The sequence below is a fragment of the Microbulbifer sp. MI-G genome (assembly GCF_030440425.1).
Taxonomy (GTDB): domain Bacteria; phylum Pseudomonadota; class Gammaproteobacteria; order Pseudomonadales; family Cellvibrionaceae; genus Microbulbifer; species Microbulbifer spongiae.
In genome coordinates, this window is record NZ_CP098023.1 from 956,524 (window position 1) to 982,912 (window position 26,389).

General features: G+C 49.9%; 34 protein-coding genes and 1 pseudogene. 24 read left to right on the forward strand and 11 right to left on the reverse strand.

What is annotated here, in order from left to right; all coding sequences use genetic code 11:
* Nucleotides 1-10: 10 nt before the first annotated feature.
* Nucleotides 11-256 (forward strand): hypothetical protein, encoded by a 246-nt coding sequence (locus M8T91_RS03870; protein ID WP_301416991.1) that lies wholly within the window; start codon nt 11-13, stop codon nt 254-256.
* 132 nt (nt 257-388) lie between these two features.
* Here the strand turns inward: M8T91_RS03870 and arsB are convergent, their stop codons facing one another.
* From arsB to M8T91_RS03890, 4 genes are read right to left on the reverse strand one after another with little or no spacing between them, the layout of a single operon-like run.
* Entirely contained in the window at nt 389-1,459 is a 1,071-nt protein-coding gene (gene arsB / locus M8T91_RS03875; RefSeq protein ID WP_301419004.1) for an ACR3 family arsenite efflux transporter, read from the reverse strand.
* A gap of 20 nt (nt 1,460-1,479) precedes the next feature.
* Nucleotides 1,480-1,890 carry an arsenate reductase ArsC gene (locus M8T91_RS03880; protein WP_301416993.1) on the reverse strand — a complete coding sequence of 137 codons (411 nt, stop codon included), beginning with the start codon at nt 1,888-1,890 and terminating at the stop codon, nt 1,480-1,482.
* Entirely contained in the window at nt 1,887-2,360 is a 474-nt protein-coding gene (locus M8T91_RS03885; protein WP_301416995.1) for an ArsI/CadI family heavy metal resistance metalloenzyme, read from the reverse strand. Before M8T91_RS03885 ends, M8T91_RS03880 begins: the two co-directional genes overlap by 4 nt.
* An 11-nt stretch (nt 2,361-2,371) precedes the next feature.
* Entirely contained in the window at nt 2,372-2,740 is a 369-nt protein-coding gene (locus M8T91_RS03890) for an ArsR/SmtB family transcription factor (RefSeq protein WP_301416997.1), read from the reverse strand.
* A 28-nt stretch (nt 2,741-2,768) separates the two neighbouring features.
* Between M8T91_RS03890 and M8T91_RS03895 the strand changes: the two genes are divergently transcribed.
* From M8T91_RS03895 to M8T91_RS03925, 7 genes are all read left to right on the forward strand, one after another.
* Entirely contained in the window at nt 2,769-3,347 is a 579-nt protein-coding gene (locus M8T91_RS03895; RefSeq protein WP_301416999.1) for a hypothetical protein, read from the forward strand.
* 20 nt (nt 3,348-3,367) lie between these two features.
* Complete coding sequence (locus M8T91_RS03900) at nt 3,368-3,490, forward strand: hypothetical protein (RefSeq protein WP_301417001.1); 123 nt, start codon at nt 3,368-3,370, stop codon at nt 3,488-3,490.
* 856 nt (nt 3,491-4,346) lie between these two features.
* Nucleotides 4,347-6,899, forward strand: coding sequence for a SpvB/TcaC N-terminal domain-containing protein (locus M8T91_RS03905; protein ID WP_301417003.1), 2,553 nt, complete (start codon nt 4,347-4,349; stop codon nt 6,897-6,899).
* Nucleotides 6,848-7,159 carry a hypothetical protein gene (locus M8T91_RS03910; protein WP_301417005.1) on the forward strand — a complete coding sequence of 104 codons (312 nt, stop codon included), beginning with the start codon at nt 6,848-6,850 and terminating at the stop codon, nt 7,157-7,159. The genes M8T91_RS03905 and M8T91_RS03910 overlap by 52 nt, the downstream gene beginning before the upstream one ends.
* Complete coding sequence (locus M8T91_RS03915) at nt 7,156-8,124, forward strand: hypothetical protein (protein WP_301417007.1); 969 nt, start codon at nt 7,156-7,158, stop codon at nt 8,122-8,124. The genes M8T91_RS03910 and M8T91_RS03915 overlap by 4 nt, the downstream gene beginning before the upstream one ends.
* Entirely contained in the window at nt 8,121-10,649 is a 2,529-nt protein-coding gene (locus tag M8T91_RS03920; protein ID WP_301417009.1) for an RHS repeat domain-containing protein, read from the forward strand. Before M8T91_RS03915 ends, M8T91_RS03920 begins: the two co-directional genes overlap by 4 nt.
* Nucleotides 10,646-11,344, forward strand: coding sequence for a hypothetical protein (locus M8T91_RS03925; protein ID WP_301417011.1), 699 nt, complete (start codon nt 10,646-10,648; stop codon nt 11,342-11,344). The genes M8T91_RS03920 and M8T91_RS03925 overlap by 4 nt, the downstream gene beginning before the upstream one ends.
* Nucleotides 11,345-11,539: 195 nt before the next feature.
* Here M8T91_RS03925 and M8T91_RS03930 read toward each other — a convergent pair whose 3' ends face one another.
* The gene (locus M8T91_RS03930; protein ID WP_301417013.1) at nt 11,540-11,737 is read right to left on the reverse strand and encodes a hypothetical protein; all 198 of its coding nucleotides are present in this window, start codon (nt 11,735-11,737) and stop codon (nt 11,540-11,542) included.
* A 690-nt stretch (nt 11,738-12,427) separates the two neighbouring features.
* On the opposite strand from M8T91_RS03930, the gene M8T91_RS03935 reads away from it, so the two are divergent.
* Both M8T91_RS03935 and M8T91_RS03940 read left to right on the forward strand, forming a co-directional pair.
* On the forward strand, nt 12,428-12,667 hold the full coding sequence (locus tag M8T91_RS03935) for a hypothetical protein (protein WP_301417015.1): 240 nt from the start codon (nt 12,428-12,430) through the stop codon (nt 12,665-12,667).
* A complete protein-coding gene (locus M8T91_RS03940) occupies nt 12,660-12,842 on the forward strand; it encodes a hypothetical protein (RefSeq protein ID WP_301417017.1) in 183 nt (60 codons plus the stop codon). Before M8T91_RS03935 ends, M8T91_RS03940 begins: the two co-directional genes overlap by 8 nt.
* A gap of 179 nt (nt 12,843-13,021) precedes the next feature.
* Here M8T91_RS03940 and M8T91_RS03945 read toward each other — a convergent pair whose 3' ends face one another.
* Complete coding sequence (locus M8T91_RS03945; protein ID WP_301417019.1) at nt 13,022-13,267, reverse strand: SymE family type I addiction module toxin; 246 nt, start codon at nt 13,265-13,267, stop codon at nt 13,022-13,024.
* Between the two features lie 19 nt (nt 13,268-13,286).
* On the opposite strand from M8T91_RS03945, the gene M8T91_RS03950 reads away from it, so the two are divergent.
* The gene (locus M8T91_RS03950) at nt 13,287-13,772 is read left to right on the forward strand and encodes a pentapeptide repeat-containing protein (RefSeq protein ID WP_301417022.1); all 486 of its coding nucleotides are present in this window, start codon (nt 13,287-13,289) and stop codon (nt 13,770-13,772) included.
* A gap of 11 nt (nt 13,773-13,783) precedes the next feature.
* Here M8T91_RS03950 and M8T91_RS03955 read toward each other — a convergent pair whose 3' ends face one another.
* The gene (locus M8T91_RS03955) at nt 13,784-14,125 is read right to left on the reverse strand and encodes a hypothetical protein (protein ID WP_301417024.1); all 342 of its coding nucleotides are present in this window, start codon (nt 14,123-14,125) and stop codon (nt 13,784-13,786) included.
* A gap of 161 nt (nt 14,126-14,286) precedes the next feature.
* Nucleotides 14,287-14,445: pseudogene (locus M8T91_RS03960) on the reverse strand (IS256 family transposase); the annotation flags it as partial.
* Nucleotides 14,446-14,604: 159 nt separating this feature from the next.
* Between M8T91_RS03960 and M8T91_RS03965 the strand changes: the two are divergent.
* Genes M8T91_RS03965 through M8T91_RS03980 form a run of 4 tightly spaced genes read left to right on the forward strand, consistent with a single transcriptional unit; the run spans nt 14,605 to nt 18,786 of the window.
* On the forward strand, nt 14,605-15,039 hold the full coding sequence (locus M8T91_RS03965; protein WP_301417026.1) for a hypothetical protein: 435 nt from the start codon (nt 14,605-14,607) through the stop codon (nt 15,037-15,039).
* A complete protein-coding gene (locus M8T91_RS03970; protein ID WP_301417007.1) occupies nt 15,036-16,004 on the forward strand; it encodes a hypothetical protein in 969 nt (322 codons plus the stop codon). Before M8T91_RS03965 ends, M8T91_RS03970 begins: the two co-directional genes overlap by 4 nt.
* Entirely contained in the window at nt 16,001-18,520 is a 2,520-nt protein-coding gene (locus tag M8T91_RS03975) for an RHS repeat-associated core domain-containing protein (RefSeq protein ID WP_301417029.1), read from the forward strand. The genes M8T91_RS03970 and M8T91_RS03975 overlap by 4 nt, the downstream gene beginning before the upstream one ends.
* Nucleotides 18,517-18,786, forward strand: a complete 270-nt coding sequence (locus M8T91_RS03980; protein ID WP_301417031.1) for a colicin immunity domain-containing protein — start codon at nt 18,517-18,519, stop codon at nt 18,784-18,786. Before M8T91_RS03975 ends, M8T91_RS03980 begins: the two co-directional genes overlap by 4 nt.
* Before the next feature lie 68 nt (nt 18,787-18,854).
* Here M8T91_RS03980 and M8T91_RS03985 read toward each other — a convergent pair whose 3' ends face one another.
* The gene (locus tag M8T91_RS03985) at nt 18,855-19,079 is read right to left on the reverse strand and encodes a SymE family type I addiction module toxin (protein ID WP_301417033.1); all 225 of its coding nucleotides are present in this window, start codon (nt 19,077-19,079) and stop codon (nt 18,855-18,857) included.
* Nucleotides 19,080-19,103: 24 nt separating this feature from the next.
* Here M8T91_RS03985 and M8T91_RS03990 point away from each other — a divergent pair, with 24 nt between their 5' ends.
* The 9 genes from M8T91_RS03990 to M8T91_RS04030 all read left to right on the forward strand — a co-directional run bounded on the left by M8T91_RS03990 (nt 19,104) and on the right by M8T91_RS04030 (nt 25,548).
* Complete coding sequence (locus M8T91_RS03990) at nt 19,104-20,009, forward strand: RHS repeat domain-containing protein (RefSeq protein ID WP_301417035.1); 906 nt, start codon at nt 19,104-19,106, stop codon at nt 20,007-20,009.
* 7 nt (nt 20,010-20,016) lie between these two features.
* The gene (locus M8T91_RS03995) at nt 20,017-20,376 is read left to right on the forward strand and encodes a hypothetical protein (RefSeq protein ID WP_301417037.1); all 360 of its coding nucleotides are present in this window, start codon (nt 20,017-20,019) and stop codon (nt 20,374-20,376) included.
* Nucleotides 20,377-20,831: 455 nt separating this feature from the next.
* Nucleotides 20,832-21,236: a hypothetical protein gene (locus M8T91_RS04000; protein ID WP_301417039.1), complete on the forward strand. Its 405-nt coding sequence runs from the start codon at nt 20,832-20,834 to the stop codon at nt 21,234-21,236.
* Nucleotides 21,237-21,856: 620 nt separating this feature from the next.
* A complete protein-coding gene (locus M8T91_RS04005; protein WP_301417041.1) occupies nt 21,857-22,297 on the forward strand; it encodes a hypothetical protein in 441 nt (146 codons plus the stop codon).
* Between the two features lie 288 nt (nt 22,298-22,585).
* A complete protein-coding gene (locus tag M8T91_RS04010; protein WP_301417043.1) occupies nt 22,586-22,996 on the forward strand; it encodes a hypothetical protein in 411 nt (136 codons plus the stop codon).
* Nucleotides 22,997-23,009: 13 nt separating this feature from the next.
* Nucleotides 23,010-23,489: a hypothetical protein gene (locus tag M8T91_RS04015; protein WP_301417045.1), complete on the forward strand. Its 480-nt coding sequence runs from the start codon at nt 23,010-23,012 to the stop codon at nt 23,487-23,489.
* Nucleotides 23,490-23,958: 469 nt separating this feature from the next.
* Nucleotides 23,959-24,309 (forward strand): hypothetical protein, encoded by a 351-nt coding sequence (locus M8T91_RS04020; RefSeq protein WP_301417047.1) that lies wholly within the window; start codon nt 23,959-23,961, stop codon nt 24,307-24,309.
* 61 nt (nt 24,310-24,370) lie between these two features.
* Nucleotides 24,371-24,661, forward strand: a complete 291-nt coding sequence (locus tag M8T91_RS04025) for a hypothetical protein (RefSeq protein WP_301417049.1) — start codon at nt 24,371-24,373, stop codon at nt 24,659-24,661.
* A 362-nt stretch (nt 24,662-25,023) separates the two neighbouring features.
* On the forward strand, nt 25,024-25,548 hold the full coding sequence (locus M8T91_RS04030) for a hypothetical protein (protein ID WP_301417052.1): 525 nt from the start codon (nt 25,024-25,026) through the stop codon (nt 25,546-25,548).
* A 76-nt stretch (nt 25,549-25,624) separates the two neighbouring features.
* Here the strand turns inward: M8T91_RS04030 and M8T91_RS04035 are convergent, their stop codons facing one another.
* Together M8T91_RS04035 and M8T91_RS04040 are read right to left on the reverse strand one after the other, a co-directional pair.
* On the reverse strand, nt 25,625-25,798 hold the full coding sequence (locus M8T91_RS04035) for a SymE family type I addiction module toxin (protein ID WP_301417054.1): 174 nt from the start codon (nt 25,796-25,798) through the stop codon (nt 25,625-25,627).
* Between the two features lie 121 nt (nt 25,799-25,919).
* The gene (locus M8T91_RS04040) at nt 25,920-26,084 is read right to left on the reverse strand and encodes a hypothetical protein (protein ID WP_301417056.1); all 165 of its coding nucleotides are present in this window, start codon (nt 26,082-26,084) and stop codon (nt 25,920-25,922) included.
* Nucleotides 26,085-26,389: the final 305 nt, after the last annotated feature.

The window sequence follows — 26,389 nt, forward strand, 5'->3', positions numbered from 1 at the left end:
GACAAGGCCTGTGGCCAGCCTGGAACACCGCCATCAATCACTGGATATGCAACGTCAACCGGCCGGCGGCATACCGGAACCACCAAATGCTGAAAAACACGGTTGTACACAGGGCGGGTCAGAAAGCGGCGCAGGTGCAGGTTCGCACTGCGTCGAAGAGGGTTCAGGTGACTTTTTAGCTGGCTGGCAGTATCAATTGCGCCATGGCGGCAAAGCCAATGCCGGACAGTTTAATGGACGGATAATGCTTGGTTAAAACTGATCATTGTAGATTGAGGCTACCCTACCGAACGGATGAAGACGAGGCGGTAAGGAGAAGCAGGGCAAGAATTGGTATTTTCATGAACTATACCCTGTTTTCTGCACAGGCTGGTTGACACACTTTCCCTTATATCAATTTTTTCCGCACCGATCTGTGTGAAAAAGTCGAGTCAACGCACTCCTTATCAAACCAATGGCGGGTGCGATTGGCGAAAGCCACCAGTGTGAGCATAACAGGCACTTCTACCAAAACGCCCACAACCGTAGCCAGTGCCGCACCTGACTGCAGGCCAAACAGTGAGATGGCCGCGGCTACAGCCAGTTCGAAGAAGTTCGAAGTGCCTATCATGCAAGCGGGTGCAGCGATGTTGTGAGGCAGATTCAATACTTTAGCCGCCCCATAGCTAATTGCAAAAATTCCGTAAGTTTGTATCAACAGCGGAATCGCAATAAAGGCAATCGCCATGGGTTGTGCCAGGATGGCACCTGCCTGAAGCCCGAAAAGAATGACTACGGTAGCGAGAAGACCGGCAATAGAGAGCGGTTTCAATTTGTGTAAGAAATGGTTCAGGCGTGCGTGATTTGTTGGGGTATCCAATAAATAACGCGTTATAATACCTGCAATGAGAGGGATAACAACATACAGCAGAACCGATAATAGCAATGTATTCCAGGGAACCGTAATATCGGTCACACCAAGGAGCAATCCTGCAATGGGTGCAAATGCAAAAATCATAATGAGATCGTTGACGGAAACCTGCACCAGGGTGTAGTTGGCATCTCCCTTGGTTAAATGACTCCAAACAAACACCATAGCGGTACAGGGAGCGACACCCAGTAAAATCATACCGGCGATAAATTCAGTCGCAGTTTTGGGGTCTACAAAATCTGCGAAAACGATACGAAAGAAAAACCAGCCCAATGCCGCCATTGTAAAGGGCTTTACCAGCCAGTTGATGGACAATGTCAAGAGCAGGCCCTTCGGCCTCTTGCCAACATCCTTAATCGAGAAAAAGTCGACTTGAATCATCATTGGGTAAATCATCACCCAGATGAGTACGGCTACTACAAGATTCACATTGGCATATTGGATGGAGGCTATTGCCTGAAAAGTTTCAGGTGATGTTGCTCCGAGACTGATCCCGATGAATAGACACAACGCAACCCAAAAGGAAAGATAACGTTCGAATAGACCCATTGGAGATGGTGATTCGGTACTCACAACAACTCTTCTTCTATTTTGCTTTTGAGGAAATTGAAGGTTTTTTTAAACGCCGCTTTAATTTCATCCCCTGTGCCTTCTTTTTTGTCAGGATCAGGGGTATTCCAATTCAACTTTTTGTGCTTCCCGAAAAATAAAGGGCAGGGTTTACTGTCATTCTGATCGCAGACGGAAATCACCACATCGAAATGCATGCCCTGGAATTCGTCCCACGATTTGCTGTGAAGCTCTTTGGTATCAATTCCATGCTGTTTTAATACTTCTATAGACTTTGGATGCACGAATCCAACTGGTGCACTGCCGGCACTTTTGGCAATGTACTTTTCTTCGGCAAGCGTATTGATGAGCGCTTCGGCCATGATCGAGCGGCATGAATTTCCTGTGCAAAGCACGAGTACACTTTTCATAAACAGCAACGATCCATTGCTTTTGAGGGGTTTTTGCAGCACTCTGGCTGACCTTTGGGTTGTGACTTGCCATTGGTCTTCTCTGCCGAAGACGCATTACCGGAGAAATAGTGTATGTCTTTCAAGGTTTGGTAGGCTTCCCAGGCAATTCCGGCAGGGTCAGTGACCCAGGATTTGTCTGAGTGGGCGTAGCAACAGAGGGTTTCGCCTTCATCGAAGGGTGACATCTCTGCTTTTTTTAGCCGCTGTCTTATTAACTCCAGTTCACGCTTATCATCCATTTGTAATCCGAGGTGATCGACACCGCTTTTTGCGTAGGTTGAAATTGCAAAGTTGATGCATGGATCATCAAGCAGCCACTTTGCATAGCCATGTTTTATTTTTACAGGTTTGGCATCGAAGAGAGCGCTATAGAACTTAATGCTGTCAGTGATATTTTCCACGCCAATGTGTATATGCAGACGCTTCATAGCAGAACCCTTTATTTCGGCTGGGGCTCACAGCAATAACCAGCCATTTCAATGATTGAACATCCTTTACGTTTGTCTTCACGGATGCTGGCAAGATCAAGGCTGCAGCAGTCTTTGACCATAAACCCGATCAAATCCCGAATTGCATCGTAGTTAGCGGAATAGATCACGGATCTGCCTTCCTTGTGTGAGGAAATGAGCTTTGCGTTGGAAAGGTGATTCAGATGAAAGGACATAGTGTTGTGCGGCGTACCCAGTTTCTCACTCAGGGCTCCTGCAGGCAGGCCATTTGGACCTGCCTGCACAAGCAGGCGAAATGCCCTCAGCCGGGTTTCCTGAGAGAGGGCAGCGAATAGGGGGATAGTGTCTTTTAAGTCCATAAGTCCAGAATAATGGACTTATATTGATATGTCAACAGAAATCGACATAACTGGCAGAATTGCGGGAAAGTTGACTGTTCCCAGAAAAAATCACAGCCATATGGCCATCAATGGCGTGGCCCACAGCCTGCACTACGATGCCAACGGCACCATCGAACCCGAGGATGCCGTCACAGGCGACGACAAATGGATCCGCCTGAATGCGCGACAGTTGCCCAAGGAGATTGTGCTGGGCAGTAGCCAGAACGACAGCACCCCGACCGCCAGGGGCCGCTTCAGATACGGCCCCGATGGGCAGCGTTTTTACCGTGAATCCCACTGGTCGGAAGGCGGCCAGCGTAAAACCGGAAGGGCTTATATTGTTGGCTACTTTGGAGTGGTCTGGCCTGAGCACGACGCATCGTTTTGGAGAGTGCAGCGCATCACCCGCGGTAGTTCAGTGCAGCACCTGGCGCTCACCGATCCCGCCGCCATCTCAGATCCCGCAGGCACCAGCGCTGAGTATCGGTACCTGCACCGGGATCACCTGGGCTCTGTGGAGAAAATCGCCGATGCGGATGGCCTGGAGATTTTGAGCACCGCCCCCTGGTGTGCGCTGGATGGCTGACCGGTGGGCTGGTGGTGTTTGTGGACTGTATGAAGGCGTTGCCGGCTACGCTGCTGTTGCGCCCGTTTGGTTTCGATACGCTCGCCACTAACGTGTACCAGTTTGCCGCCGACGAGATGCTGGAGCGCTCCGCGCCCTGCTGATTGTGCTGGTGGGTTTGATCCCGGTTATTTTGCTCAGCCGCGCCATCGGCTGGGGGCGGGGAGGCGGCGTTGCTGAACTGATCGAATCGGAGGCCCCGGCCATTCAGCACACAAGACAAGATTTGCCGGGCACTAAATAATAAGTTGAGGCACAGGGCGGGTCGGTGAGCGGCGTGGGTGCAGATTCGCTCCAATGGCATTTTGGCCGGGGGTTTTCCGCGCAAGACCTGGCAACTAACGCTGGAAAAGCATAAGGCGAATCAGAAACGGTGTTATACAGTGGTGATAAATATATCTTTAAGATCAAAAGTGACATTTTGTCAGCCCGGCTGTACCTATTTGGTGATGCGGAATAAAAAACCGGGCAGGGTGAAGAAGCGCAGAAAAACACAACAGCCGGTGACCGGCTCAGATTTTGTTAAATGAGGACTGGGTATGCAGGTATCGTAAGTTATCCGTAGAGAGCCACCCAACAGTTGTATTGGCGTGTAATTGATTTTTTTGATGGAACTCGTTTAGGATGGCCGGATAAGTTTGTTTTGGAAAAATAATAATGCCTTTGCGTACTCTTTGGGTGTTTTGCCTGGTGCTGTTTTTGGGGTTTCAGGCCAAGGCCGGTGTGGCGTCATCTTTAACCGGCCCCACTAAAAATAACACAGGTACCTTTTCTCTTACCCATGGCCTCATCAGCGCGCTTCACACTCAGTGGGTCCTTCTCCATGAATTTAAAAACGGAGAGTACACGCGCCAAATTGCCATCAATCAAAGCGATTGGCGGGGGGGCACTAAGGCAATAACCGTTTCTGCTACCGGAAACTACCGCTACGAACTTTGGCGTACTTGGTGCAGGCCGATAGTGATTGAGGATCCCCTCGGCCCCGGCCCCCGCCCCGGCGGACCTATTGACGGCCCTCCGGATCCTTCTATTTGCACCCCCCGTCAAGAGAAAATTGATGAACATGCCATCACTGTGGTACTGAAGCCGAATACGCCTGCCAGTATTGGCTATCAAGCCAACACGGTTGAAAACGGCAGCACCGATACAAACGGCAAATTTACCATTACCTGGGGCGCAGCCACTGAAGGGCCTTTGGTGACTGGCTACCAGTGGTGCCAGGAAGTCAACGGTACCTGGCAATCCACCAGCAGCTGCCCCAGGGTCAGTAAGAGCACCCGTACAAGAGCGCTGCCCACGACCACCGGCGTTATGCCCAGTGGCCAATATCGATACCGGGTGCGCGCCTATGCAAACATCGGAAGTTATTATCAGTACAGCGGCTGGCGTACCTCCTCGACGCTTTCTGTAAAACACTACCCTGCGCGGGTAAGTGGCTGGCAGGAGCCCGGTGGCAGTACACTGCCCGGCCCCAGTTTCCCATTAAAATGGAGTGCTGTGGGTAACCCCGATGCCTCCGACCCTATTACCCATTACCAGCTGCAGTGGAGTGTGGATGGCAGCGGCTATGGCTATGTGCCTTTTGTGGGCAGCCTCGATGGGTCCGATCTTGGAAAAACCACATTGGTTACCATCAGCAAGGCGAATACCGGCCGGGATATCCTTGCCGTTGTCTATAAATTCAGAGCCAGGGCCTGTAACAGCTCCGGCTGTGGCCCCTGGTCGCCGACCAAACAGCTCAATCCGCCCACGCCCCCCACGCCCAGGTTTTCCGACAACCTGCCCAATCACGTTTACAACCTGGACCACACCATCACCTGGGTAGATGTCGGCGCCAGCAGTTACCGGCTGAAGCGGATGCGCCTGGGACAAAATGAGAGTGGCTGTGCTGTGGAGTCCGATGGCAATTGCTGGACAGTAGTCACTACATCGGGCACCAGCTATTTTGCTGGGGCCAGTGCTCCCGGCAGTTACCGTTACAAGCTGGATGCCTGTAATGGTTTTGCTTGCAAATCCGTATTGAGCCCCTGGGTCAAGGTGCACAGTCTGGAGCATACCGATGAGCCTCCGGCAGTAACCACCGAGGCCCCAAACACCCCTGGAACCCTGGCGTACAATGCGGATGTCAGCGCTTCCGGCAGTGCCGAGATCACAGTACCTGTGCAGGCGGCGCCCGGCGTCAACGGGCTGCAGCCGAACCTGTCCCTGCGCTACACCAGTGCCCGCTTCAACAGGCGTATGAATGAGGCCCTGCCGGAGGATATTCTCGGCCACGGCTGGCGTGTGGGCGGCTTGAGCAGTATCCGTCGCTGTGTGGTCAACCGGCCAAAGTACGACCGGGTACGCCTGGCTACCATCGATTCCCTGTGCCTGGATGGCGAACCCCTGGTATTGGTTGCCGGCACCCACTGGCAGGCGGGGGCCAAGTATCGCACCCTGCGCGACAGTTTTTACCTGATCGAATTACAGAAAAACACTGCCAATAAAATCTGGTTTAAGGTAAAAACCCCGAACGGCTCGACCAAAGAGTACGGCGCAACCGCCGACAGCCGCCTGAGAGACGAGGACTCGCCTCATTTCGGCTGGAGCCTGAATAAGGTCACCGATGCCTTCGGCAATACCATGGCCTACAAATACCACCGCGACCTGGTGGAGGGCATCAACTATCCCCTGGAGATCACCTACGGCAACCAGGGCGATGCAAAAATCGAATTCCAGTACGGCACCCGCTCCGATGCGCCGCCGGTTCCCGTGCAGGATATCCAGCAGGAACAGCTGGTGCTGCTGCACCATATCCGCGTACATCTCGATGGAAAGCTGCAGCGGGAGTACAAGCTGATTTCCGAGGAGGAACCCGCGAACTTTGACCCGGGGTATGAGTTCGCGCTCGAGGACGGTGTGCTGGTGCAGGAATTCCGGCCAGCTTCCGAAGAGGCGCCCGAGGACACGGTTCAGGTGCATTACCGCCGCCTCAAACAGATACAGCTGTGCGCCTATAACGCCACTGGCGGCGGCCGCCAGTGCCTGAGCCCGCTGGTGTTCGACTGGGAGCTGATCGATTCCGCCCACCCGGAGGATTTTGCCACGGGTATCGAAACCGTGACCGACGGCCTGGGGGCGCAGATCAGGTTTGAGTTGGAGCGGATCTCCGACAAACCCGGCGAGCAGGCTGTGGGCCGCTTTGATGAGGGCACAACCCTGTTTGGCTCCGTCGGTGCCATTCCCGATGCCAGCCCGGTAGAGGCGGTGGACGGCGACTACCGCACCGTGGTGACGAAGATGCTCCGCTCCAACGGTTACCGCAACGGCTGGCACAGTACCGAGTACGCCTACCAGGGGTGGGCCTCACCAGTGACAAACACTGGGGCTTCCTCGGCTATAGCGCCCAGCGGATTTACGATACCGAAGCCGATATCGTCACCTACCGCCAGTTCCGCCAGGACTTCCCCCACTTTGGCAAAGTGGCACGGCAGCTGCAGTATAAAAACAGCTATAACTTCGGCGAGCTGCTGACGCGCCGGCGTACCAGCCACAGCGCCCTGGCACTGTCATCCGGGGGCAATACCACCTATTACCCCTATGTGGTCCAGAGCCTGGATACCCTGCTGGAGGGCGGGGAGACCCTGGGTTATGCGATTACCGATACCACCCCCAAACCAGCAACTATGGCAGTGCCGGTGAATTGCCCAGTGGCAGTGTGCGCACCAGCCGCACCGTGCAGTCCACCCAGATCAGCGAAAGCCAGAGTGTGTGGGGAGATGTTATCCCCGTGAGTGTCTACGGCAATCCCCGGCGCAGTGTGGAAAGCACCACCCTGCTGGAAAACCGCGTCAACGGCCACTGGCTGATCGGCTTCCCCAGTGCCCAGGAGCAGCGCCACTATGCCGGCGCGCTGACCGGCACACCGGACCAGGTGGCCAGCAGCACCATGACCCCCTACGGCAATACCAACCGGGTGCAGACACTGACCCGGTACCCCGGTGATGCCAAATACCAGCTGGCGGTCACCTATGCCTATGACGCCCACGGCAATATCAAAAGCGAAACGGCCATCGGCAAGGTGGATGCCACCCTCAATGGCACCGGTACCCAGACCCGCAGTACCGTAGTGAACGGTGCCTTTGCCGACCGGCGCTACCCCACCAGCCTCAGCAACAGTCTTGGCCACACCATCACCATGGCGTACGACCACCGCTTTGGCAGCACCGGCCGGATTACCGATGCCAACAACCGCTCCACCCGCATCGAGTACGATCCTTTCGGACGCACAGTGCGCCGCACCAATGCCGACGGCGTGGCCTTTACCAGCCAGTACAATTTCTGCCACGGTAGTTGCCCCACCGTTGGCGACATCGAGGTGCCGTACCGGGTACAGACCGCATCGCCGATCACCCCGACGGCAGAGTACTACTACGACCAGTTGGGCCGCCTGGTGCAGCAGGACAGCCAGGCGTTCTCCGGCAATTACGTCTCCCGCCGCGAGTTCAAGTACGACACACAGGGCCGCCTGGCCCTGGAAACGGCGCCCTTCTTTGCCCAGGATACGACAGCGATTGATGGCATTAAGCCCATCACCAGTTACGAATACGACCTGCGCCACCGCCTCAAAACAATCGACAAGGCCGGCGGCGGCACCGTGGCCATCCACTATGCCACCAGTACCGGCAGCAGTGGCAAGCAGGTAAAAGTCCGTGTGACCGAATCCGTGGTGGGCGAGGGGGCACCAGCACCCAGGTGAAGGAGAGCTACTACGACCTCAACGGCGACCTGGCCAAAACCGTGGACGACGCCACCGGCCTGGCGGTGGCCACCGACTACACCTACTATGGCAGCGGCCTGCCGAAAACCGTGACCGTCACCGGTGACAGCGGCACAATCGCCTCCAGTTTTGTGATGGACCAGGCCGGTTTCCGCACCAGCCTCACCGACCCCAACCTGGGCACGGTCACCAGCGGCTACAACGCCTTTGGTGAAATGGACCGGCAGACCGACAACAAGGGCCAGAGTATCACCTACCGCTACGACCAGCTGGGCCGCCTGCTGCAACAACAGGATGCCCAGGGCCTGGCGCGGTGGGAATATGATGCCACCAACGCCATTGGTGCCCTCAAGAACCGCAGCTATACCGACAGCGGCACCCAGGTATTCCTTGAAGAGTACACCTATCGCACAGACAGCAAGCTGGGTAACATCTGGACCCAGTTGAATGTCAATGGACAGGCCCCCAGCTACCGGTATCGCTATGGCTACGATAGCCAGGGCCGCACCAATAAAATCATTTACCCCAATGGGGTGGAGGGCCATTACCGTTACAACCAGCGCGGCTACCTGCAGAGCCTCAGCAGCGACGCCGCCGGCAACAATCCCCTGCAGACGTTCGATAACATGAATGCCTGGGGCCAGGTGGAACAGGAAACCTACGGTAACGGCCTGGTGACCAACCGCACCTACAACCCGGATACCGGGCGCCTGGAAACCATCAATACCGGCGGTGGCCAGGTGCAGAACAATGCCTACCGCTGGCGCTCCAACGGCACCCTGGAGAGCCGCCTGACCTACAGTGCCTCGCAAACCCTGCAAAAGCGGGAAAACTTTGCCTACGACGGCCTGAACCGCCTGCACAGCGCCACCACCGTGGCCGGTGGCAACCGGGTGCTCAGCACCCGCTACGACGAATTGGGCAATATTCTCTCCAAGACCTCCAGCAATAGTGCCGATACCCAGGTGACCGGCTACCAGTACGGCCAGACCGGCAACGCCGGCCCCAATGCGGTAAGCCGTGTAACCATCGACGGCGTGGCCCACAGCCTGCACTACGATGCCAACGGCGCCATAGAGCGCTACGATGCCGCCACAGGCGACGACAAATGGATCCGTTGGAACGCGCGGCAGTTGCCCACGGAAATTGTGCTGGGCAGCAGCCAGAACGACAGCACCCCGACCGCCAGGGACCGCTTCAAATACGGCCCCGATGGGCAGCGTTTTTACCGGGAATCCCACTGGATGGAAGGCGGCCAACTCAAAACCGAAAAGGCTTATATTATCGGTAACTTTGAAGTAATTTGGCCCACTCACGACGGAATGGTGAGCCGGGTTCAGCGCACCAACCTGAGTGGTTCCGTCCAGCATTTAAGTATCCAGGATCCCTCGGGCACCGTCACCGCTGAGTATCAGTACCTGCACCGGGATCACCTGGGCTCTGTAGAGAAAATCACCGATGCGGATGGCCTGGAGATTTTGAGTACCGCCTTTAACCCCGATGGCAGCCGGCGCCAGGAAGACTGGAGCGGGGATCTGAACCAGCAGCAGCTGGGTGAACTCCTCTCTTTACAGGGGTTTACCACCCGGCGGGGTTACACCGGCCACGAGCACCTGGACAGAACCGGCCTGATCCATATGAATGGGCGGATTTACGACCCGACCCTGGGCCGGTTCCTGAGCCCGGACCCCATCGTGCAGGCGCCCACTTACAGCCAGAGCTGGAACCGGTATAGTTATGTTCTGAACAGCCCCATGAGCCTGGTGGATCCCACAGGGTATATGGCAGAGTATGGCTTCGATGACGACGATGAAGAGGAGAGAAGAAGGGAAGAGGAAAGGAGAAAAAGGGAGGAGGAGAGGCCTCCTGAAGATGTTACCGTTGTCGGAGAACGGCCCAACCTAAGCCCTGAAGATGCACATTATTGGAAGACTCTATTTAGACAGCTTTATCTTTACAATAGAATGCATAATGGTATACATACTTGGCTAGTAGATGGGTGTGGTAGTATAGAGGGGCTTGAATGTATCGTTGTTTATGGGGAAGAAGATGCACAAAAGGGGAGTCTAAGAGAAACGGAAGCGCAAAGAGAACTTCGGTTATCGGGTAATGTTGAAGGGTACTACAAGGCACGGGATGCTGCCGGGGATGCTTACGCGGGAAGAGCTTTGATGGTGGTGCAAAACCAATGTACCTCCTTTGATGCCTGCCTTATGGCTTCTGCTAATTTTGGGTTGCATGGCACAGCGTTTATTAATGGCGTGGATGTCGATACTCGTGACGTGCAATTAAGACTAATGAATGCCCACGCGTTGGCGGTCGAGGCTGATAACCTAGGTTTTCCGGGATTGCTAAATCCAACGCAAATCACGGTGTATCACCATCAGGTTTTTACTGATCTAGGATTGCCCAAGGCTACGTTTGGCGGTACACCACTTACTGGGCAGTTATGGGAGGTTGGTGCCTGGGATGGGCTTTGGTGTAAGGGGTGTGATACGCAATGAAAACACTGAATATCCTAGTTTGCTTTTTCATGCTGGCCTGCGGTGCGATACCGCAAAAAAGCTTTGGTTCCGAAGTGGTTTATAATATAGGCGCTCATAAATTTTCTGTTCCTCAAAAAAATATTCCTGATCTATCTCCGTGGTCTTGGGTGAAGTCGATAGTTGGGCTTGATCAAAATGTAGATAGTTTTATTTTTGAATTTTCGGGTGATGAAGTTAAGTCGCACGTAGGTGCATACACGCGAAAGAACAACTCTCTTGATCAGAAAATTATTGGCGCCGTGTATCACGTAAGTCAGGATGAAAAAGAAAGGTTTGACGTGCCTAGAAAATACTCAAACCTTTGGTATGCGACTAACGGTTATGATTCTAGGGAAGTTTCCTTTGACGAAAGAAGCGGTTATTACTTCGTATATGAGAAAAAAGGATATCGAGGAAAATTTTATGTTTTCTCAAAGCCTCCAGAGGGAGAGCTTCCTGAGAGTATGGATGATTTTTTTGTTGCGATCTGCTCGGGTTCTAGCACAACAGAGTTGAGGCATGTTAGCTGCCCAAAGCAGTTTTTTATTGCAGATGACTTGCTTGTTGATTTCTCTGTTTCTTTAGGTAACTTGGCATCGCTAGTTAATGTTGTTTCTTTTTTGAGAGCAACGTTTGCCGAATGGAAAATTAGTCAACCGGATACTAAAGCGTAGTGAATGCCTTCAGAAGGTCCTTCTCAACGACCTGAATGCAAGCGGCAAGGCTTCGGCTTTAGCCGCTTTCTTTTTGCTAGTGGCCCTAACATGAGTCTCGCAATCGCAATCGCAATCGATAGTCTTCTTTTCTGAGAATTAAAATTATCAAAGCCTCGGCAGAGTAATCTGCCGGGGCTTTGTCGTTATGGCCTATCAAGCCTGCTTCTTCAGCTTGGCATTCTCGATAAACGTATCGATCACCTGAATCACCTGCCGCTTGGTGGCGGCGTCCAGCTTCTCAATCTGCTGCATCCGTCGCAGCAATCTGGAATCCGGCTGCTTGATCTTCTTCACCGGCTTTACATCGAGTAGCTCGTCCGTGCTGACCTTGAGGGCCTGCGCCAGGTCCACCAGCAGGTTGGCCGGCGGGTGTTCGCTCTCGGTCTCGTAAAGGTGGCTGCAAAGGCAAGCTCGCGTCTGTCACTCTGCTTGCAGTAAAAGCGCAAGCAGGGCGCCAGCCGCCATCTTCCCTTAGCGGCCGCTCTCCCAGCCATGCCTCCCCCGGCGCGCAAGCGCGCCTCCCAGCCCGAACAACACCTGCCAGCCGGCACGGGCAAGCCCTGTGCCGGCTGGAGCGAATGGGCTTTGTACGTAGTTTGTGCCAATGTCAGGCGGCTAAAGGCGGTCAGGCCGGGCTGGTCGCAGGGTGTTTGTCCCCCGCGCCTGTCGGCGCGCCCCCAAGGGGGCTGGCTGCGTAGGGGGTTTGCCAGGTCTGCGCGGAATACACTCGGGTGTTCTGCCCACCACCCACCGCCGCGCCCCAGGGGGTAAAGCTGTGACACAATGGCCTGTAAGCCGAAAAGTCGCGTCGGGGCAAAAAAGCTGGTAGTGTCGGTAGTCGTCGGAAAAAATGCTCTTTAAGTTGCTGATCGCATTGGGGAAAATCGGGTTGTAGCTACGATATTGTGTCGGTGTCATGCTGTTGCACAAAAGGATGATGGTACAAACGGATTCATGCAGTGCCGTAATACTTGTTTAAACCAAAACTATGGTGAAACTATTGTGTGGGCCAATAGGGTTAGCCCATTAAGTGTACAGGGCGTGCTTACAAATGAAGCAACCGAAATTCTTTCAGATAGACTGTCTAAAGAAGCTAATCGAAACGCATGGTCGCATAGTAAGGAAGCGTTCGAAACCGGTAAGCGCCAATTAGGTCTTTTAAAGTTTTTTGGGAGGTTCAATGCAGCCATGGCCGTTGCCGGTGCTGGTGCATTTGGTTTTCAGGTTGGGGCTGTTGGGTATTGTTCTGTTGAATGTGTGGGGGAATTTCTGAATGAATAAAATGTTATTTCGGATACTCTCCGGCGTTTTAGGGGTACTTTTTGTTCTTTATGGGATGATAGTTTTTTCTCCGTTTGGAGAGGGGTTAGGGATGCTAGGCGGTTTTACCGGGTTAGCCCTTGGTGGAATATTACTTTATTGCTCTATAACAGGAAAAAAAAGATTATTTCGGTAATGGCTTCACGAAATGCGGAATTCACAGGAACAATAAGAGAAAGGAACAAAAGCAATATTTTTCTTTTGGCTTGTCGTGAGATGAAGTGCTAGGTTGTAGGCATTAAGCCTTATAGCTTAGTAAGCAAAACCACCAAAGCTCCGGTAGAGCAATCTGCCGGGGCTTTGTCCTTGAGACACCTATTCAGCAGTCAACACCAAACACCGCTCCATGACCCTGACCTTGATCGGCGTATCCACCACAAAACCGGCCCGTTCAAGCCAGTGGCCCCTGATTGTGATCCATGGCACGGAGCGGCTGGCAGCATAGGGTGACTGTTTCTTGAGGCGGTACTCATAGTAGGCCTCCTGGACTTTAATGTAGCGCTCCTGACAAATTTTACTGTTGCGCAGGCGCTGGCCCGGCTTATCATTATGTGCAGCCATTTTAACTAGAGAGTTTGTTTTGGTTACAATTAATTTTGAAACGGGGAAAACCCTGAATATTGAAGGGAATAGCCTAAAAGAAATGGTGCTTTCAGGCTATGATTTTCATCGAGCGATTTTTGATGAGTTTGATTTGGAGTCAGCAGATTTTAGAGGTTCTGAATTGAGGGGCACTTCGCTTCGAAATGTTAACGCACACACTGCTAATTTTAGTGGTGTGTCGATTATGACATCAGATTTTTTCGGTTCAAAATTGGTACGAACAGTATTTGTAGATGCTAGAGCAATGTATACGGATTTTGGTGATGCGGATTTGTCTAAGTCTGATATGACTGGCGCTAATGTAACTGGAGCAAATTTTAAGGGGGCTCATTTGAATGGGGCTAAGATGTTATGTCTCGGAATGGGGGAGGCTGAATTGGAAGGTGCATTCTATGATGGTGAAACCTTATGGCCAGATGGTTTCAATCCTCAGTTGAAAGGAGCTGTTTTAGTAGCTGGTTAGTGTTGGCTACTTTATTTTTTTAATTCTTCTTTATAATCATTTATGTCTTTTGAAGCACATGAGTTAGGGTGGATTTGAATTAAGTTTCGCCACTCATTGATGTGCAGGTCATCGATTATAACTTGTGGCTTAGGGAGGAATCCTGAGAATATATTTTCTATATCAAATTCAGCTGCGCTATTACGGGCGTACTCAGCACCGCCAGAACTCCAGCAATATAATACAGCGCCTTGGGCATTCAATTTTTTAAGATGCTCAATAGTTGCAGGTATTGGGATGCGTTTACTCCCATAGCTTCGTACAAATGTATCGTCAACGTCTACAAAAAAAGTGAGCGGAGAAGTCGGAGTCATATACATTTACCTTTGACTATTAGAAAAACTGCTTAGCTTCATTTTAACTACTCCAGAGAATCATGGGTACCCATAAAGTGCATCTCAAAAGCCCCAGCAAGTTAGCTTGCTGGAGGGTGGAGGGTGGAGGGTGTTCAAAATTCTGTGTCAGCCAAGTAGCCTCATAGGCTGATATATTTCTCCAGGCGATCCGGGAAGTGGATCGTCAGCTGTGACAGCGTCAAGTTCCAGTTCTGGATCGGGTGCGTCCAGCGCTCGGAGGCTTTCAGTATACCGGCGTAAAGCAGCTTGAGTAAGCTGTTCTCATTGGTATCAATGCCTCTGGTTCTGTATGAGCCAGTACAGGCCATCTAGGTTCAGCGGTTTATGGTGATAGTGGAGAGGTATGGGCTTACTTTATCAGAAGAAGAATTAGCCCATATTGAGGTGCTTCAAGTAGATTAAACGGTTGGCACAGTACCGAGTACGCCTACCAGGGAGTGGGCCTCACCAGTGACAAACACTGGGGCTTCCTCGGCTATAGCGCCCAGCGGATTTACGATACCGAAGCCGATATCGTCACCTACCGCCAGTTCCGCCAGGACTTCCCCCACTTTGGTAAAGTGGCACGGCAGCTGCAGTATAAAAACAGCTATAACTTCGGCGAGCTGCTGACGCGCCGGCGTACCAGCCACAGCGCCCTGGCACTGTCATCCGGGGGCAATACCACCTATTACCCCTATGTGGTCCAGAGCCTGGATACCCTGCTGGAGGGCGGGGAGACCCTGGGTTATGCGATTACCGATACCACCCCCAAACCAGCAACTATGGCAGTGCCGGTGAATTGCCCAGTGGCAGTGTGCGCACCAGCCGCACCGTGCAGTCCACCCAGATCAGCGAAAGCCAGAGTGTGTGGGGAGATGTTATCCCCGTGAGTGTCTACGGCAATCCCCGGCGCAGTGTGGAAAGCACCACCCTGCTGGAAAACCGCGTCAACGGCCACTGGCTGATCGGCTTCCCCAGTGCCCAGGAGCAGCGCCACTATGCCGGCGCGCTGACCGGCACACCGGACCAGGTGGCCAGCAGCACCATGACCCCCTACGGCAATACCAACCGGGTGCAGACACTGACCCGGTACCCCGGTGATGCCAAATACCAGCTGGCGGTCACCTATGCCTATGACGCCCACGGCAATATCAAAAGCGAAACGGCCATCGGCAAGGTGGATGCCACCCTCAATGGCACCGGTACCCAGACCCGCAGTACCGTAGTGAACGGTGCCTTTGCCGACCGGCGCTACCCCACCAGCCTCAGCAACAGTCTTGGCCACACCATCACCATGGCGTACGACCACCGCTTTGGCAGCACCGGCCGGATTACCGATGCCAACAACCGCTCCACCCGCATCGAGTACGATCCTTTCGGACGCACAGTGCGCCGCACCAATGCCGACGGCGTGGCCTTTACCAGCCAGTACAATTTCTGCCACGGTAGTTGCCCCACCGTTGGCGACATCGAGGTGCCGTACCGGGTACAGACCGCATCGCCGATCACCCCGACGGCAGAGTACTACTACGACCAGTTGGGCCGCCTGGTGCAGCAGGACAGCCAGGCGTTCTCCGGCAATTACGTCTCCCGCCGCGAGTTCAAGTACGACACACAGGGCCGCCTGGCCCTGGAAACGGCGCCCTTCTTTGCCCAGGATACGACAGCGATTGATGGCATTAAGCCCATCACCAGTTACGAATACGACCTGCGCCACCGCCTCAAAACAATCGACAAGGCCGGCGGCGGCACCGTGGCCATCCACTATGCCACCAGTACCGGCAGCAGTGGCAAGCAGGTAAAAGTCCGTGTGACCGAATCCGTGGTGGGCGAGGGGGCACCAGCACCCAGGTGAAGGAGAGCTACTACGACCTCAACGGCGACCTGGCCAAAACCGTGGACGACGCCACCGGCCTGGCGGTGGCCACCGACTACACCTACTATGGCAGCGGCCTGCCGAAAACCGTGACCGTCACCGGTGACAGCGGCACAATCGCCTCCAGTTTTGTGATGGACCAGGCCGGTTTCCGCACCAGCCTCACCGACCCCAACCTGGGCACGGTCACCAGCGGCTACAACGCCTTTGGTGAAATGGACCGGCAGACCGACAACAAGGGCCAGAGTATCACCTACCGCTACGACCAGCTGGGCCGCCTGCTGCAACAACAGGATGCCCAGGGCCTGGCGCGGTGGGAATATGATGCCACCAACGCCATTGGTGCCCTCAAGAACCGCAGCTATACCGACAGCGGCACCCAGGTATTCCTTGAAGAGTACACCTATCGCACAGACAGCAAGCTGGGTAACATCTGGACCCAGTTGAATGTCAATGGACAGGCCCCCAGCTACCGGTATCGCTATGGCTACGATAGCCAGGGCCGCACCAATAAAATCATTTACCCCAATGGGGTGGAGGGCCATTACCGTTACAACCAGCGCGGCTACCTGCAGAGCCTCAGCAGCGACGCCGCCGGCAACAATCCCCTGCAGACGTTCGATAACATGAATGCCTGGGGCCAGGTGGAACAGGAAACCTACGGTAACGGCCTGGTGACCAACCGCACCTACAACCCGGATACCGGGCGCCTGGAAACCATCAATACCGGCGGTGGCCAGGTGCAGAACAATGCCTACCGCTGGCGCTCCAACGGCACCCTGGAGAGCCGCCTGACCTACAGTGCCTCGCAAACCCTGCAAAAGCGGGAAAACTTTGCCTACGACGGCCTGAACCGCCTGCACAGCGCCACCACCGTGGCCGGTGGCAACCGGGTGCTCAGCACCCGCTACGACGAATTGGGCAATATTCTCTCCAAGACCTCCAGCAATAGTGCCGATACCCAGGTGACCGGCTACCAGTACGGCCAGACCGGCAACGCCGGCCCCAATGCGGTAAGCCGTGTAACCATCGACGGCGTGGCCCACAGCCTGCACTACGATGCCAACGGCGCCATAGAGCGCTACGATGCCGCCACAGGCGACGACAAATGGATCCGTTGGAACGCGCGGCAGTTGCCCACGGAAATTGTGCTGGGCAGCAGCCAGAACGACAGCACCCCGACCGCCAGGGACCGCTTCAAATACGGCCCCGATGGGCAGCGTTTTTACCGGGAATCCCACTGGATGGAAGGCGGCCAACTCAAAACCGAAAAGGCTTATATTATCGGTAACTTTGAAGTAATTTGGCCCACTCACGACGGAATGGTGAGCCGGGTTCAGCGCACCAACCTGAGTGGTTCCGTCCAGCATTTAAGTATCCAGGATCCCTCGGGCACCGTCACCGCTGAGTATCAGTACCTGCACCGGGATCACCTGGGCTCTGTAGAGAAAATCACCGATGCGGATGGCCTGGAGATTTTGAGTACCGCCTTTAACCCCGATGGCAGCCGGCGCCAGGAAGACTGGAGCGGGAATCTGGGGCTTCAACAGACGCTGGAGCTACTCGCGGTGCAACACGTGACCAGCAAGCGCGGCTACACCGGCCACGAGCACCTGGACAGAACCGGCCTGATCCATATGAACGGGCGTATTTACGACCCGACCCTGGGCCGGTTCCTGAGCCCCGACCCCATCGTGCAGGCGCCCACTTACAGCCAGAGCTGGAACCGGTATAGTTATGTTCTGAACAGCCCCATGAGCTTGGTGGATCCCACCGGGTATACGGCAGAGTATGGCTTCGATGACGACGATGAAGAGGAGAGAAGAAGGGAAGAGGAAAGGAGAAAAAGGGAGGAAGAGAGGCCTGTTGAGGAAGTGCAGGTAGTTGGAGAGCGGCCCGACCCTAATCGTAAAGATGCACTTGCTCATAAAGCTGAGTTTAGAGAGTATTTGAAGTATATACAGTCGTATAGTGGCATACATACCTGGTTGGTGGATGGATGCGGAATTGATGGGCTAGAATGTGTCGTGGTTTATGGGGAAAAAGATGTACAAAAGACTACATCTCAAAAGGAAGATTATGGTGTTTTTAGCGATAATGCCTGCTCCCCATATTATGCTGGTTGCTACTATGCATATAAAGGTTTGTATGCGGGTGCTGGAGCCAAAAATGCTGCTAGAAAAATAGCAGTGACTTTTAGCCAGAAACAATTAGCTAAAAAGTTTAAGCATGCTGTAGATTTCGGAATTAATACAACGAAAAAGAACCCCAAGACGTTAGCTGAATTTCAAGAAGCAATTACAGCTCACCTTAGAGATGCTGCAACTATACAGGCGGGAACTTACGGACTGCTGAAAGGCTCAAGGGTGTTCTTTAATTCAAGGACAAATAATGCTGTTGTTCTAGATAGATCGGGGAGCTTTGTTACAGGCTTCAAGCTCTCACCAGGAACTAAGCAATTTGAGAATTTTATGAATAATGGTTTGCTGCGATGAGTACCACAATTTTAGCATTGGCTAAGTCGTTCTCAAAAGAAAGATTAACAGCTGATGAGTTTGCAAATGCATATATGGAGTTATGGAGGTTTGAGCGTGATTGCAATCTGCTTCAAGAGGATGAAGATAACTTGAGCGAGTGTCTTTCTAGTATTTTTTGTTTAGCCGATCTATTTAATCCAGATGTTGATCGTGAAGAATATGAACTAGATGAAAAGCAACTTCGCGATAAAGTGATTGAACTTATAGAAAAGTTTAAAGTGTAATAAAGATAACCCCGGGAGGTGACTCTGCCGGGGTTTTGTCTTTAAGACACCTATTCAGCAGTCAACACCTAACACCGCTCTATCACCCTGACCTTAATCGGCGTATCCACCACAAAGCCGGCCCGTTCAAGCCAGTGGCCCCTGATTGTGACCCATGGCACGGAACGGCTGGCAGCATAGAGTGGCTGTTTCTTGAGACGGTACTCATAGTAGGCCTCCTGGACTTTAATGTAGGGATCCTGACAAATTTTACTGTTGCGCAGGCGCAGGCGCAGGCGCAGGCGCAGGCGCAACTGGAGCTACTCGCGGTGCAACACGTGACCAGCAAGCGCGGCTACACCGGCCACGAGCACCTGGACAGAACCGGCCTGATCCATATGAACGGGCGTATTTACGACCCGACCCTGGGCCGGTTCCTGAGTCCCGACCCCATCGTGCAGGCGCCCACTTACAGCCAGAGCTGGAACCGGTATAGTTATGTTCTGAACAACCCCATGAGCCTGGTGGATCCCACCGGGTATACGGCAGAGTATGGCTTTGATGACGATGATGAGGAGGAGAGAAGAAGGGAAGAGGAAAGGAGAAAGAGGGAGGAGGAGAGGCCTGTTGAGGAAGTGCAGGTAGTTGGAGAGCGGCCCAATCCTAATCGTAAAGATGCACTTGCTCATAAAGCTGAGTTTAGAGAGTATTTGAAGTATATACAGTCGTATAGTGGCATACATACTTGGTTGGTGGATGGATGCGGTATTGATGGGCTAGAGTGTGTTGTTGTTGTTGTTGGGGAAAAAGATGCACAAGAGACGAAGCGAGAAAAATTTATAAGGGAAAACTTCCCTGAAGGAAGCCATGGTTCATGTGGTGGGGTTAAAGAATGTTTCGCCTGGTATTGGTATGGGCGGGAGGCACGGAATCAAACACTGGAAACATGGCGTGGGCTTCTCTCGTTTACAGGTAACCAAGCTGATGCGTTTAGGCACGCCTATTTTGCTTATAAATTAACTGAAAGTGTTGGGCCTGAGCCTGCGTTACGCATGCTGCACGAACACGAATTTAATAACTTGACAGTGGATAATTATCCAGTACCAGATACAATAATGGATATACATAATAATAAGGCAGGAGCTCAGTTAGCAATTGATAATCCTGGGCTCAAGGGAGAGAAGCTAATAAACCTTATAAAATGGAATGATACTTTGATGAATAGTCCTCCTAAAGAGTGGTAGCCTCCTTATGAAGAAGTATATTTTTTCCTTGATATTCTTGCTTTTGGTAGGCGTAATTTGGCTTGCTAGTTCTCTCAGTTTGATAGTTGTTGAAAATAAAACTGGGGCAATGGTTGAAGGAGTAAAGATATCTCAACTAGGTATACCAATTTGGAGTGGCCAAATTAAAGAAGATGATTCCGTTTTGATATACTTATTAGAGCATAAAATGTATGGTGTTGATTTAACTTTTTTTTTCGGTGGTGAACAAAAAGAATTTAATATGATTGGATATATGGTGCCTGGAGATGTGTTTGATGGTTACCATGTTATAAAAATCAAAAGCCACGGTTCGTTAGAATATGGTTTTGAATTTTATTGGAATTGACTTGTTGCACAAAAGAAAGATCTTGGAGTAATTGGAAATATTATAAGAGGTAGGCTTGATTCAGATTTTGAGAAAAAGTTATTTTCTAATTACTGGGAAGGTAAAGGCGATTACACTTTATCAAACGAAGAATTCGATTTGATCGTTTCATATGCAGAGACTTTATCTCCCACTTCAATTCATAGTATAGATATATGGGAGATTGACCAACACTATACGGTAAAGCAGTTCAGCTTTTATGGGAATTCGGATTATGACCAAGCTTTGGGTACTGCGACTTTGATATATGATACTTCAAGCGACCATGCAATAGGTTTTTACGATACTTATAACTTTGACCCTAAGCCAATAGGTACTCGATCATATAAAGCAGAATTTCAAACGAGAGCAGTGAAGTATGCTGGTGAAAGTCAAGGAGCTAAATCATTTAGAGTGCGATATGGAGTGGCTAAGTAATGAAACTAAAGAAACTTATTATATTGCTTGCCACACTTTGTATTGTTATATTTCTATCTATTGCTTGGTTTTGGTATAACTCTGGAGAGTACTTCTTTGAGTCAGTGTTTGGGGTAAGCATGCCCAATGGAGCAAGATTGGTTGAACGGAATGAGGATTGGTCAGATCTAGGTAACTCAGGGTATAAGTACTTCATTTATAATATTGAAATGTCACGGGAAAGTGTATGTAAGGAAATTAGTAGTGATATTTCATATGAGAGTAGTGGATACTCGCACCCTGTTTTAGATGAATATATTGATAGGCAAGAAAGCTGTGTTAAAGCGATTACCAATGTAAATGGAGATTTGTTTTTAATTGGTGCGTCTGACAAGTATTTGGTAGGCTTGATTTTAATAAATTAATGCACAAAAGAGCCAGAGTAAACCTCCTCAGCAATGTGGAGCAGGGGTTGTCACCTGCAAAGCAAATGGAACAGGAGGGGCAACAGCTCCTTCCGATCACCCTAAATGGCCGGGGAAAGGGTATACGGATGATGGGCGCAAAATAGCTCTGTATAGCTGTTCAAATAGTGAAGGAAGCTGTTCTTTTTATGCACCGAGTAATAGCAAAAATGTGTATGGTGCAGTTTTGAAAACAACGGTTACACCAAGCGGAGAACTGTCTACTCATGCAGATAGGATAGAGTCATTTACAGTGGATCCTTCACCAGGTTTGTTAGAGAGGTATTTTGGGATAGGGCCTTCTGATTTTGTTACAGAGTTAAGGGCAAATCAGGGAAATCAATAGAGGGACTTATGTGGTATTTATTGGAAAAAATTAGCTTTATTTCACACTTTTTAACGACGTTAATAATTTTAGCTGGAGGTATCTATTGGGTGCGTACATCTAGAAGTTATTTTTCTATCTTTGGCTTGCTCGGCTCTGTTTTGTTGTTCGCCTCTGTTATCTTAAGGTTTTACCTCCCTGAAGTTGAATCCATAGATTTAGGGTATAAGAAGCCAATATCTGACAATGCCATTTTATGGGTGGTATATATGTATGGTTTCAATATTGGGTTGTTCATATTTTCTGTATCTATGTTTTGGAATGCAATAAAAAGGTTGTAAAAAATTTCTTAAAAATGTATGCACAAAAGGATACACAAAGCAATTTTAAGCAATGCATGGCTACCTGCTTGCAAGTTAATTATGGAGAAACATATGATTGGGCTGAACGATTCAGCCCGGTAAGTCTGCAGGGTTTATTAACAAATGAGGCTGCTGAGCTGTTGCAAGATCATGCTCAGAAGCAGGCTAATCGTAATGCTTGGTCTTATGAGAAGGAAACTTTCGAGACTGGCCGAAGACAATTAGGTGTCGTAAAATTTTTCTCGCGATTTAATGCTGCGGCGGCTGTTGCTGGAGCGGCTGGTTTTCAGGCTGGAGCTTTAGGTTATTGTGCGGCGGACTGTTTAAATGAATAGAAAACTAATTTATCGAATCTTGGCTGCGCTATTAGGTTTGGTTTTTTTAATTGCGGGTGTTTTTTTGTTGACTCCGATATTCGATACATTTTTAAATAAACTGAATGGTGTGATTTTTATTTTGTTGGCTTTATACTTAGCTCGCTATTCATTAACTGGTAAGGAAAAGTTTTTCATTAGGTAAGTTTTCTTCAAGGCAATGCAATTCACAATCGCAGTTGATAGATTTCTTTCTGGCCTCCGCTAGTTAAAAGTATTAAAGCCCCCGCAGATTGCTCTGCGGGGGCTTTGCACAAAAGAACGACGGTGGGGGGTTTCCTATCGAATTTTACGCATGGATTTCATCTTAGTTCTTCTACAATAAATCCATTTACTTCTGGTTACGGTAATGTCACTGGGCATTACAATGATCAAGCATTTTTTGATGAAAATGGAGTGATCAAGAAGCAATATACATATGAGGGTAATGGTGTTGGTTTAGATGTTGGTCTTTCAGTCGAGCTAGTCCTAGGGTTTGGTGAAGGAGCTTGGGAAGGTGCTTTTAATTCATTCAATCTAAGTGCAGGTGCATTCTCTGGTTCTGTTTATTGGTCTCCTGGCGGCGGTGGTTGGTGGGGTGTTTCTTTTGGGCCTAGCCTCGGTCTACCAGGTATAGCATTTGAAGAAACCGTTTATACACCTTTAACATCGTCGGATTAGGGTTGTTTCAAATATGAATTTAACAAAATGGGAAAAATATACGATTTTAATTAGCTTATTTGTTGTCTTGACAACGTCAGGAGCTTCGTTATCTAGTATATATACTCCTACTTGCGTAATTTCTTTCCCATCTGAAATTTTGATTCGAAAGAGTATAATTTATAGTGCACTAATCGTGGGCAATATATTTGTTTTAACTATGTTTTTCATAAGAACAAAAATAAACTTTATTTGCACTACATTTGTTTTACTATTTATTGTGTTATCTATCTTTACTTCTACCCAAAGAGAGTTTGAGTTAGAAAGGCTTCACTGGAAGTTTGATGGTGTAGTATCGAAAAAATATAGATCAGATAACCATGGAGCAAGAACAATTAAGGTCAACGGGGTTGATTATGAATATATTGCACCTGACCTTTGGGATTCGATTAACGTCGGTGATAGAGTGAGCAAGAATTCTTGTGAAGGGACTTCTGTAATATCTAAAGAATAATACCTGAAGTAGTCAGATGCACAAAAGAATAGCGCGCAAAAGGAGTTTGAAAATTTAGTCGGCATTTCTAAGAAAGAGTTTATAGGTTTGTCCACGGAAGAACGGATAGCGCATCTTGAAGCAAGAGTTTCATTGCTTGAAACCAGAACAAAAATACAAAAATGGAAAATATAAATTGAACGAGCTCGATTCAGAAGATATGGATATCAAGAGGTCAAGGTTGTGGGTGATTCAAACCTAGATCCTAGATTGGCAGAGATAACACCATATTTTCAGGAAATATCAACAACAATACCGATTCTCGGGAGTGGCCCAGTGTTGGATGCAGTTATAAATTTGGGATTATATCCAACAGTTGAAAGAATTAATACGGATTCTGGTGAGGACTGATAGGCTTATGCGATTAAAATATCATACTTCGAAGATTCAACTTATACTTAACTGTAGAGTTCTGGTTTTCCTGCTAATCATGGTGGTACCTTTGGTTGGAAATTCTGACAATGAGTACCGAGATGCTGATTTTGAAAAAGCTTTTTCTGAATATTTAATATCGTCTGGGAATTATTTTTGTGTTTCTGACCTGTTTCGTTTGTGTTTTGGTAGAGATAAAGTTGAGTGCGGTGGTGAATCAGAAGAATATAAGACATTTTGCTTAAATTCCGTTAAGTCATTGTATTCTTTTGAAAAAAATGAATTTGATCCCAACGTTGCTTTAAATAAATACCTAAGCTGCATTGTGGACAAACAATTAAGTTCACTCCCTGAGTCTGAAATAAAAATTCATAAAAGCTGTTTGGGGCCAAGATTCGAAAATTATTGAATCTTATATATTTATTACTTTCCAGATATTTTTGGGATGATGGGTTGTCAAAGTACTTTCAATGAAGCAAAGAAGATTGAGAAGGCGGAGCAAGTCAAATATTGACTCTAAGGCGGAGGTAGAAGGATTCTTTTCAACCCATCGCAAAATGCTATTTCTGTCATTTTGGACTTGTCTTATTGCCTTGCTTATGGTGATTGACTATCAGGCTGATGGCGTCATTGAGATGAAGGGGGCAAAAGTATCAGGTTTTGTTGCGTTAAGTATGGTTTTTGTATTTTGCTTATTTGCTCTTATTAGTGTTATGGTAACAGTGAAGGATATACTAAATATCAAATCTAAAGGCTGGTAAGAGAGTGCTAAAAGGTCTTTATTGATGCACAAAAGGGGAATGGCAATACAAAAATAATTGATGGGCAAGAAGTTGAAGTACTCTATGGTATTGGTCCGCCCCTAAATCCTGCTGTACTCAGGGCACTGTTTACAAAGCAATTTTGGGGAAAAATATTTGGAAGGGAATTTCCAGTTAAAAAAGGGGCGGGAGGTAAGCCACAGCCTTATGACCCAAAAACAGGCCAGTATTTATCAACTGAAGCAAATCCAGGTCTTGCCAATTCATCTTTAGGGCGATTTACAAGCGGATTTTCTCAAGGATCTGCAGCAGGGGCAGCAGGGGCAACACCTGTTGGAAGGGCAGGAGAGATTGGTCATGCATTGGGTAATGTGAACGGCACAATTGGGGGGGTGGTTTTAATGATTTTTACTATAAGTTTGATCTTCGTTGTGGCGCTTTTGATAACGATTGTCTGGTTTTTGAAGGAGGCATTGAAAGGGCCTAAGAGGGCGTTAGAGCAGCTTCATAGACCGATTTCTGATTTACTTTCAAGAGGTTTCAATGGGGGGTTTTTAATAATAGAGCACTCGAAAACAGGTAAGTTTATCCAATTTAGCAAATACAAAAAAAGTAAAGATAATTTTGGAATTGAATTGGCTTTTCCTAAGGCGAACTGGAGTAAGAGTTATTATTCTAGAGTGAAAAATATCTGTGAAAAATATAATCTTAACATTAGAGAAGATTTTTCTACTGGTGAGGGGGATCTAACGTTTTTATTTGCGGACTTTAATAAAGATGTTGATTCGGCATTTGAATTCAGCAAAACTGTTTTCAAGGACATTTTTAAAATAAACAAAACTGATAAAGTACATGTCAGATTGAGAAATGCTAAGGCAACAGCGTAAGCCGTTTGCTCACAATTTCTTAACCCCAAACAAAGTCCCAGTAGAGCAATCTGCCGGGGCTTTGTCATTAAGACACCTATTCAGCAGTCAACACCAAACACCGCTCCATAACCCTGACCTTGATCGGCGTATCCACCACAAAACCGGCCCGTTCAAGCCAGTGGCCCCTGATCGTGATCCATGGCACGGAGCGGCTGGCAGCATAGGGTGACTGTTTCTTGAGGCGGTACTCATATAAGCGATTCGACATGTATCCCCGGCTTGGTACCTTTCAGCCCAGGACTGTGGCCGAGGATGTAGTCATGGTAGCTTTACACATCACTTGCAGTGAGGTGCTTCAGGTCTTCCACATTGACCATATACGCACTTCCTTAGCGGTTTTTGAGTATATCCAGTGCTTGGGAATATTTGGCCACGAGGCGCTTACTAGTTGCGCTGGCACTTTTCGGGTGCACAACTTTTACTTGACGCCCGTCAATTATTTCAATTTTTGGTGGCGGCTTTTTGGCGCCGGTTGGAATGGTATAGGTAGACATAAGCCCTCCCTTCGTACTCCTTGCATTATATCACTGGAAATTTGTATCCGCGAGAGTAGAAGTTGCATAGGTGGCCCAATCGGTCATCAGCGACTCGCGCTTTTCGAACAGGTCGCCGCGCCGGTAAGCAGCTTGAGTCCCCCCAGGCGGTAGGCTAGAGCCTGCTCGCAAACATCGCGTGGGTGCGGAGTAGCTTTTCCTGCCCAATCGCGGAAACCTGATCGGAATCCGTGCATAGTAAGATCATTTCGTTTCATGTGGCGTAGTGCTATATGGCCATAGTTGACAGAGGGCGTCCCTTACCG